4 protein-coding genes and 3 pseudogenes are annotated in these 7,626 nt (G+C 54.7%); 3 read left to right on the forward strand and 4 right to left on the reverse strand.

The window, feature by feature from the left end:
- Positions 1–139: 139 nt before the first annotated feature.
- On the forward strand, positions 140–1,135 hold the full coding sequence (locus tag AC57B1_RS14145; RefSeq protein ID WP_496417802.1) for a CBS domain-containing anti-phage protein: 996 nt from the start codon (positions 140–142) through the stop codon (positions 1,133–1,135).
- A 325-nt stretch (positions 1,136–1,460) separates the two neighbouring features.
- On the opposite strand, the pseudogene AC57B1_RS14150 reads toward AC57B1_RS14145, so the two are convergent.
- Positions 1,461–2,029 (reverse strand): annotated as a pseudogene (locus AC57B1_RS14150) (transposase); the annotation flags it as partial.
- Positions 2,030–2,318: 289 nt separating this feature from the next.
- Here AC57B1_RS14150 and AC57B1_RS14155 point away from each other — a divergent pair.
- Both AC57B1_RS14155 and AC57B1_RS14160 read left to right on the forward strand, forming a co-directional pair.
- Complete coding sequence (locus tag AC57B1_RS14155; protein ID WP_496417803.1) at positions 2,319–2,558, forward strand: hypothetical protein; 240 nt, start codon at positions 2,319–2,321, stop codon at positions 2,556–2,558.
- A 27-nt stretch (positions 2,559–2,585) separates the two neighbouring features.
- Positions 2,586–4,748 (forward strand): hypothetical protein, encoded by a 2,163-nt coding sequence (locus tag AC57B1_RS14160; RefSeq protein ID WP_496417804.1) that lies wholly within the window; start codon positions 2,586–2,588, stop codon positions 4,746–4,748.
- A 350-nt stretch (positions 4,749–5,098) separates the two neighbouring features.
- Here the strand turns inward: AC57B1_RS14160 and AC57B1_RS14165 are convergent, their stop codons facing one another.
- From AC57B1_RS14165 to AC57B1_RS14175, 3 genes and pseudogenes are all read right to left on the reverse strand, one after another.
- Positions 5,099–6,001 (reverse strand): plasmid partitioning protein RepB C-terminal domain-containing protein, encoded by a 903-nt coding sequence (locus AC57B1_RS14165; protein ID WP_496417805.1) that lies wholly within the window; start codon positions 5,999–6,001, stop codon positions 5,099–5,101.
- Positions 5,998–6,898: pseudogene (locus AC57B1_RS14170) on the reverse strand (ParB/RepB/Spo0J family partition protein). Before AC57B1_RS14170 ends, AC57B1_RS14165 begins: the two are co-directional and overlap by 4 nt.
- Before the next feature lie 4 nt (positions 6,899–6,902).
- A pseudogene (locus AC57B1_RS14175) lies at positions 6,903–7,512 on the reverse strand (reverse transcriptase family protein); the annotation flags it as partial.
- Between the last annotated feature and the right edge of the window lie 114 nt (positions 7,513–7,626).

Raw genomic sequence — 7,626 nt, forward strand, 5'->3', positions numbered from 1 at the left:
CACGTGGAGGCCGCCACGCTTCAAAAGCCGGACGGCCAATCTGCCAGCGGGCTCTTACGGATAATACGACTCACTGGCAAAAAATCAGTGCTCTGAAAATGAGTTATGCAGACCTTCCCTAACTCTTTTCCTCATTGACATGGAAATTGCCGACGAGAAGCTCAGATCCATTGCAGCACTACTTAAGAAGGGCGTAGCACCGCCTCGCGAGACGGTGCGCACGTTCCTGCTATGGTTCAATGCCGAGCGACGAAGTTACCGGTCCGTGAGACGAATCCGCGCCGCATTAGCACGTCACGGTTTGGTTACCCGACCAGACTTCGACGCGACATGGTTAGATTCCAACATTGACTTTCACTCCGCGCAAGGTGGAGATGAGAGCAGTCAAACAGGCATCGACCCAACCTATCGGGTTGGAAGGATCGATGCGGCGAACAAGGTGCTCATTACTGTCTCGCCGGACGACAAGCTTGAACAGGCGGTCACGCTCATGCTGGCCAACGACTTTTCGCAACTCCCGGTGATGACGAGCCCGCGCGAAGTGAAAGGCGTGATCAGTTGGAAGACGATCGGGTCACGGCTTGCTCTCAAGCGGCCGTGCGTCAATGTCCGGGACTGCATGGAGACACCACCACTTGTGGTGCCGACAGACGAACCTTTGTTTACGGTGATCGCGAAGGTCGCGTCCCGTGACTACGCGTTGGTACAAGCGCCGGACAAGAGGATCACTGGCATCATCACTGCCAGTGACATCAACAGTCAGTTCCAGGCTCTTGCAGAACCTTTTCTTCTGGTGGGTGAGATTGAGAACGGCGTACGACTCGTACTCCATGGCAAGTTTTCCATAGAGGATCTCATAGACGCGAAAGCTGCGAACGACGACGGCCGTATTGTAGAGTCTCCCAGCGATCTGACTTTTGGGGAATACGCTCGCCTGCTGGAGCCGGAGAAACGTTGGGCGAAGCTTCGGGTAGCGCTCGACCGGATGACGTTTCTCGCTCAATTGTCCCGCGTTCGCGAGATCCGCAACGATGTCATGCATTTCGAGCCCGACGGGTTGGACCCCAACGACCTGACGTTTCTCAGAGAGTTCGCGGGCTTTCTCAAACGCCTACGTGAGGTTGGTGCAACTTAACTCGCGCCTGTGAACAACACGCGTGTACCCTAAAAGTCACAGGCGTAAACGAATTAGAGCTGCAGGCGCTTGCATGGCCTCGCCGAGGCACGCACCGCACGAATTACGTCGAGCCAGTTACGTACTGAAAAATTGCTATCGAGATAGGAGGGGCTATCGTACCGGCACGGCCGGAAAGCACGACTGTAACCGGTGTAATGCTTCGGCACGTCTCCACGACCCTCTAACGGCGACTCCGGCGGGAGCCAGTCCCTGCTACACGACTCTCTTCTGCCGTTCGCGTCAACGGCAGTGCAAAGACCGTTTCGAGCGGTATAGCGGCCATTCATCTTCTCGCGTCGATGGTCGCATCATCGGCGCTTTCGGGTGCTCGCGACAAGCAGACGATGTAATTACATATAGGCACGTGGCTGTATGCCAACACCCGAAGGCTTATCTCCGTACTCACTCGCGTGAGCGGCCCGGTCGGGGAGTGTGCAACACCCATCCAACGCATGAGCGTACCAAAGACATGCTCCACAGTACTTCGGCGGACGGTCATTCATCCAGCTTCCGGTCGAGACGGCGCTGCGTGGCTTCCAGTGCATGTTCTCTTGTTCTCACCGTCGAATGCGACGGCAGTCGCTCGGTGAACATCGTTCTTTGAGATGACAGCGCAGGCAAGCGCTAGGCCAGTAAACCCATAGTTTCGTGTCATCCTCGACGGTCATGAATCGATGGATGGCTCGCCTGCCAGAAGGGCATCGATACACATCGCTTCTTGCAATGTAGTCAAATCCGACTTTGGTGAAGATGCCTTTCTTCCGGCATGCTGAGGTGTGCTGCTTGGGAACGTGCGCTGGTGTCGTTCAGATCGCATGTCCGTATCTCCAGGCCAATGAAGTAACTCTGATCATCGACAATCTTCAGCTTCATCTTTGGGCCGCCTGCTTCTCAGGTGTTTACGATTGAATCTGCGTCATCGATTAAAGAATTCCGTTGAAATGTCGATAATTCTATGCATTAGATCCGGTAGTTAGCAGCAGACGGATAAACAGTCGCGATACACTCGAACGCCAAAGATGTCGAAATTTTCTACATCCAACATCCAGATCGGTGTATGAAATCTATTGATCTCGAACGTGATGTGTCGGATCGGAAGTGTTCAAGGTGGTAGATCAGAAAACGAAGGTGGGGAATAAAAATGCAATGGCTTAAACTAGCTGGATCGGCGGTTATAGCGTTGGCGGGGATTGTCGGCACCGTGTACACGGTCATGGGCTACTACAATGCGCAATCTGTGTCGACATCACCGACCGTTTCGGGGGCGGTAAGCCGATCTGGTACCGTGGGCGAGGTACAAACCGCATCATCCGTAGTGGTGCAGAAAAGCTACGGCAACAATTCAAATAACAACATGACCATCAACGGTGTGCGGCAGTAACCTTTCGCGAGCTACAAATTGTCTCTCATGACCGACATCAGCAAGCGGCTCGCGCTGGTTGCAGCAACCGGTGTAGCCCTCTTTGGGGTAGCAGTTTGTCAAGCGCAATCCTATGTCCAGCAATCGTACGGCGCGAATAGCAATAATACCGTCAACGTCTATGCAACCCAAACGCTGGATGTTCAGAAGTTGCAACCTGAAATACGTTCGATTATTCGGACGTTGGAGAATGAAAAAAATCATCGGATGCATCAGATTGGTCACGATTTCAGAGAAGGGCGCAGTGACGCGGCGCTGGTGCATATCCACGACGCGCTGATGGAAACTCGAGACGATGCAACGCGTCTGGCATTTCTTCATTACGCTGCGGCCCATGCGTTGCTGCTAAGTGGAATGTACACGAACGCTGCAAAACAGGCCGATCTAGCGGTGGCGCTAAGTCCCGAGATCTGCCGGTATCGAAGGTCGGATGCAATGATGCTGATCGCTGCAGGACGACCTTGGGATGCCGAAGCGGTAGTCAGTCCTTATAGCGACTTCGTTCAACAATGTGAGACGGGCGGGAGTGACATAGACCGCGCAGTGATTCATTCAGTAAGAGCCTTTGTCGCAGCGAACCGACGAGATGAATCCGGCACCAGAAGCGAGATGAACGCCGTTGACGCGATCCTGACCAGAATGCGTATTTCAGATGGACTCGATGATCGATATTACGAGTTTCAGCTGAATTGCGCGTTCGTTGCCAACGCGCGTCAGTACTGGACGTTAGCTGATCAGTTATGGCCTGATGCTTCCAGTCGTTGCGAGCGGTTGGGCAAGGTTTTCAACGCGAAGATGCCTGGCGCATTTGACTTGGCTCGCTACGCGACCAGCACTGAGCTAATCAGAAACGGCACGCCGGAGCAAACATATTCCATGCTGAGCGAGCGGATTCGCGATTGGTCAAACAGACGGGCGATCCCGGAATTAGGTATCGATAGTGCGGGGCGGCTGGCATTACTTGGTTCTCTTCACTTGGCGCGTGGAATGGTAGACCTGTGGCAACTTCACCGACCTACGGCAGCAGCCGACGATTATAGGCAGGCTTTTGATCTTCTAAGTACCGCCGCTATCGCTGGTCGACCGTCAGCTGTCGCGGATCTCGCGAACGCGGGATTCAAGATATCAAATCTCGAAGAACTATCCAGTGAGAAGGTGTTTCCCGACAGCAAACGAGTATTAGTTGGCGTAATTATTGGAATTGCGGATTCGTCACTGACCGGAGACGGTAACGAAGCTTGCAGCGCACTGTATTGGATCACGGGGCTATCTCGCGAGCTCGATTCGCCTGCGACGGCGCGACTCCAGCAGAAGAGATCCGAGTGCGAAATCTCACTGCAAAGAGACTCAATTCAGCAACTGACCTTCACCGCGATGGTGGCGGAGCAGGACATCGACTTCTTTATGAGAAAGCATGACGATGAAAAAGTCGTGTCACAGCTCAATGTGGCAATCGCGAGCAGAATGAAAATGCGCGGATTTCCCAAAGACAACGACAATGACTCCCGTCTCGCCCGCGAGTTGGTTAGCCGCGCCCGTTACAGCTTGCAAGATAACAACACAGGCCAAGCCTTGCGGGACGCCGATCAGGCCGTAGAGGTCGCCGCCACATCCACGAACGCTGGAGACCTGGCTGCAGCGTTGAACATGAAGGCATATATCCTGGGCGCGTCGGGAGACAACACGACCGAGGCGCTATCGCTCGTCTCGAGAGCGAAGCAGATCGCCTCAAATGAATATACGAAGCCTACGCACGCCAATGTTAGCTGCTTCGCGTTGTATCAATACACTGACACGTTTGCGACAGAAAGCCAGGTGCATATGCATGCACGCTCGTGGAATTCTGCGAAAACGGTGCTGGCAGATCTATTAAAAGTATTAGAAAATCAAAAAACGTGCGGAGACCTGCGTTTTGACGGCAAGAGTGATGCAGAAGAATTGACGCCCGTGAAAAATCTGCTTTTGATCCGGACTGTTGACGCAGAAATTTCCCTAGGGGCTGCTCGTCTGCTTGAGATGGACACGAACGAGTCGCGGCGCAAAGCAGAAGACTTTCTCAATGAAGCAGGGAGATCCCTGGGTCACAGCGGTTATCGCGAGATAGCCTGGCCGATCACTTCTTACTTAAAAAATTCGGTCGCGGTTCATTGAGTGAGAGGGACATCGGAGTCGATCTTAGAAAGTCCTCCAGCAGTCACCTAGGATACTCAAACGAGACCGGAGGAGATCGAAATCCGTCGCGGAGAGACGGATAATCCGCAAAAAAGCCAATTGAAATTGGCCGTTTGTTGAGCTTTTTTTTGGGGCTGCTTCTATCATTTTACGGAATGCTGATTTTCAGCGATCCGAGAGCCGCTGTCGAACGGCCGAAAGTGGCCCGCCTTCTGCCCGTCACCTATGCGACCGGTTCCTAAAATTAACGCCTTCGAAAAGCGGGGGCCGATCTACCATATCAAGGCCGAATATGACGCTGGGCATCGCATTGGCGATGCAGTGCGCAGCTATGTCAAAACGCTGAATTGCTGCTGTTCAAGCGAAACTGTCTCGACAATCGTTTCGAACTCAGCCAGCAGGTCTGGCTGGCGTTGCCGCAGGTATTGAGCTACCAGGTCATTCTCCACGAGTCTGGCGAGGTAACCCTTTGCGAGCACCAGGTTCAGTACATCCTGTCCGTAGGTCTGCTCGACAAGTTTGTATTGCCCCTGCAGATTGCTCATCTCCCGCTCCATCTTCGCCATCTGTTCAGGCGTCACACCGGTCAGCTTTGGCGGCTTCTTTCCATCAACCAGGCGTGCTGCCGGCGTCGCGACAAGCAGCCCTTCGGCATAAGGCACGGTCGCGTTGTTCGCCGCGATCATCAGCTCGACGCATTCGACCTGCCGCGTCGGCTTCATTTTTCGAATTGCGCGAGCGAGGTCTACTGAGAACTGGCGATCTCCCAGAAGTTCGGCGGCTTCAGGACATATGCCGTCCAGCAGCGAAAGCTTCTTGAGGATCATGGACACGTCCATAGCGAGGGCCTTTGCCAGCCTCTCCGGCGACACGCCTCGTTCGACGACGCGCCGGATCATATAGTGCTCCTGGATGGTGGACAGCCGATTGACGCGATTGTTGTACGTGAAGCTTTCGTCGTCGGTTGCAACCAGGCACGATACCTCGACAAATCCGAGCTTCTGCATCGCAATGAGGCGTAGGTGGCCATCAAGCAGCACATGTTGACCCGTACTCTGGTGTACTGCAGTAGCCGACAGCGGCTCAATCAGGCCGATCTCCTGGATCGAGGCCTTGATCTGTTTGAACTTGCGCGAATCGATGATCGTCGCCAGCATCTTGCGCGACGGCAAGATGCACACTAAGGGAACAGATAGAGGCTCGGGAATGAAGCCGAGCGTTACGCCTGTCATGCGACGCTCCCGCCCGACCAGACGCGCTCGGCAAGATATTTCGGCAATGTTGCCAGCCCCTCTGCACGTAGCAGATTGACGAAGTTTTCATCTGCAAAGATTTGCCGAAGAGCGCCCACAACGAACATGAGCCGCTGCTGCGCAAATTCAGCCTTGAGCACCATCGACTTCTGGCGTTCGACTTCATGCTGATAGGTCCGCACCAGGCTCGATGTCGTCACATCCGCGAGCTTGCCCGACATGTTGCGGGCAGCGGAGCGCCCAAGCGTTTTGCGTCGCTCGATAATCCGGCGGGCATCCATTAATTGCTTGCCACGTAACCTGCCGGATTCGTAAGCTTCCTGCAGAGCAGCCTGCATTGCCGTATCGTCGTCACCGGCGCTGATAATCGACAGTGCGGCGCTGAGTGGAATCCGTCCCTTCTCCACTGCTATGACCAGCCGTTCCTCACCATGATGCAGTAGCATCAGGATACCTTGGACATATGATTGCGTGAGCCCCGTTTTTTCCGCGATCATCTTCGACGCCTATCCCTGTTCCTGCAATTGCCGGATGCCGGCGAGGCGTTCGAGCGGCCTGCACTGACGACGCGCAATGTTCTCCGCGAGACTCATGATGAATGCGTCCTCGTCGCTGACATTCACCACCATCGCCGGAATGGTCGTCTCGCCAATTGAACGGAAAGCCTTCAGGCGACTCTCGCCACACACAAGCAGATACTTTTCGACACCACGCTGTAGCACGTGGCGTGACCTTGATCGGCTTTTTCAGGCCGATCGCCCTGATGCTGCCGACGATTTCGTTAAAGACGCGGTTGTTACGTTCACGAGGATTAGTGACCTCGATCTGGTCGATCGGAATCATCTGCACCTCACCCGCCTGTTGCTGCTGGTTCATGCCACCCATGCCGAACGCAATTGGTCAGCACGGCTTTTTCAATGCATCGAACTCCGTCCGCGCCACATTTGCGTGCCTATTCACCACACCCCGGCCAGATGCTGCCGCGCTCCACGCCGCATCACGAGCGTCTTCCTCAGATTGACGGAAAACCCTTCTTCAATAGCAATAGCCGCAACGCGAACAGATAAGCGCTCCACCATCCGCGCGACATTCTCATCGCCGGAAAACGCGAGATCATCGGCATAACGCGTATAAGTCGCCCTGATCGAACGCGCGAGACTCGCAAGTCGAAGATCGAGCCGAAAGGCGCACAGATTCACCACCGCTTTACCCACATGCGGCACGGCAAAGGTCACGATATTCCGGCCACGTCGAAAACCGGGCACAGATTCGTGGGCCGGAATACGGTCGAGCAACCCCGACAACACCTTGCGTTGTAAAGCCCACAGCCGCGGCTTGGGAATCTCGATGATCCGGCACCGACCGTCGCGCTTCTCGATCGCCTTATACGAATAGTGATGAAGCGGCGTCGCAGCACTATGCGCCGGCACGCGCCAACGATCGGCGAACCAGTGCTACTCGTCTGGCTCGATGCCTAGCCACGCAGCTAGGGAAGGTCTGCATAACTCATTTTCAGAGCACTGATTTTTTGCCAGTGAGTCGTATTATCCGTAAGAGCCCGCTGGCAGATTGGCCGTCCGGCTTTTGAAGCGTGGCGGCCTCCA

It is taken from the genome of Paraburkholderia sp. BGA-UO-ETr-F21 (assembly GCF_059567925.1).